Source organism: Brevibacillus migulae, from assembly GCF_004521915.1.
In the GTDB taxonomy this organism is placed as follows: Bacteria; Bacillota; Bacilli; order Brevibacillales; family Brevibacillaceae; genus Brevibacillus_F; species Brevibacillus_F migulae.
On record NZ_SDKD01000058.1, the window covers coordinates 1 to 1,517 of the forward strand.

1 protein-coding gene is annotated in these 1,517 nt (G+C 37.0%); it reads left to right on the forward strand.

The genetic code is table 11. The features are described 5' to 3' along the window. Window positions 1–891 precede the first annotated feature (891 nt). Window positions 892–1,395 carry a hypothetical protein gene (locus tag EIZ37_RS25460; RefSeq protein ID WP_134687566.1) on the forward strand — a complete coding sequence of 168 codons (504 nt, stop codon included), beginning with the start codon at window positions 892–894 and terminating at the stop codon, window positions 1,393–1,395. The last annotated feature ends 122 nt before the right edge of the window (window positions 1,396–1,517 follow it).

Below are 1,517 nucleotides of genomic sequence, written 5' to 3' on the forward strand. Positions count from 1 at the left end.
TATCGGTTGATTGAGTTTACACAAAATTCTTGACAGACCCCAAAGCTCCCTCTTTCTTATTTCACAACTGTTTTCGAAACAAATCCGACGAGAGTTTTCCCGTTTACATCTCGAGTGGATCCATAATAAAACCCGTTACTTTCCCCGACAATGTTAACCACGGCGGTTTTGATTGCAGTACCTCTAACTTTACTCGTTGCGACCGGGGTAGAGAAGAAGTAGGCTTTATCTACAGCAACTGTTACTGTTTTAGCTTTGATAACGGTATATTGAGTCAAGAGTGATTTGGATACATACCCTTGAGAAACGTAGATGTAGGCATCATCATAACTCCCAAGATCCGTAACTTCCGCACCATACCACAACGTGCTTATTGGAGTAGTATCATATGGAGATGAAACAACATTGGCTTTATCAACCGCAACTACAATCTTGATCAGCTAATAATACAGTCTTTCGCTAATGCCAATTTATCTAGTTTCTCAATATTCGGGCTTAATCATGAAGATATTGAAAAATTAATCACAGCCTTAGCACCTTCGGCGGTACAATCTAGTAGTAATATATTTGAAATGGTAAATACTTTTAAAAACACCTTGCAGTTAGAAGAAATGAGTTGGATAAACTACGATCATGTAATCGAAGATAGCGAGTATGATGTAATGTTTGAATAAACTGAAGTTATAGTAGTAGGATCAAAAGGAAACATCGGTTAACTTCCTCCTGGAGTAAGGTCAGGAGGTTTTTGGTTTTTGTGCTGGATGTAATATTTTCCATTCGCTACGTCAAATAGGTATAGCAAGAAAAATGAGGTCGTTAACAAGCTTGAATTATATTCGACATATTCCTGTCGACGAGCTCGCTTTATCCTGAATAGCAAGGAGAATTGAAATGTTAGCCTTTGTTGTTGAACCGAAAAAAGGCATCGGTCCCATTCATTTAGGAATGAGTAAAGAGGAAGTTGATAATTGTTTAGCAGAATATGATACGAAATACTATGACTCCTTTAGAGATAAAAATTTTTTCAAAAATACCTATAAAGTTGAATATGACTCCGAGGGAAAGGTAATTTTTATTGAAGTATCGTCATACGAAGGAAATGGAAAATTTTCATGCACTATCATGAACATGGATATATTTGAAACCAAAGTGGATGATTTGGTTGAAAGTATCGATAAGATATCACCTTATGACAGGAACGATTGGGAGCTAGGGTACACCTATCACTTTCCTGAGCTACAGCTTTGTTTTTGGCGGCCGAATATTCTTACGGAGCAAGATATGTTAGAAGATTGGTTTAAAGAATTAAACGAAGACAATAAGGAATACGAGATGCAAAGCCTCTATTTTAGTACCGTAGCAATTGCTGTTGAAGGTTACTGGAAAAGGTCGTAGCAATTTTTATCTGGCACACTTTGGTCAATCATTAGCGAGCTCCGCTATCTCGATCTATTATCGCTTACGAGTCAGGAGATTTGTGAACATCAATTGTAAAATCCCCAATATAATCATTTGAA

Coding starts and splice junctions, on each gene's coding strand:
- EIZ37_RS25460 (WP_134687566.1), top strand. CDS start 892: ATGTTAGCCTTTGTTGTTGAACCGAAAAAAGGCATCGGTCCCATTCAT.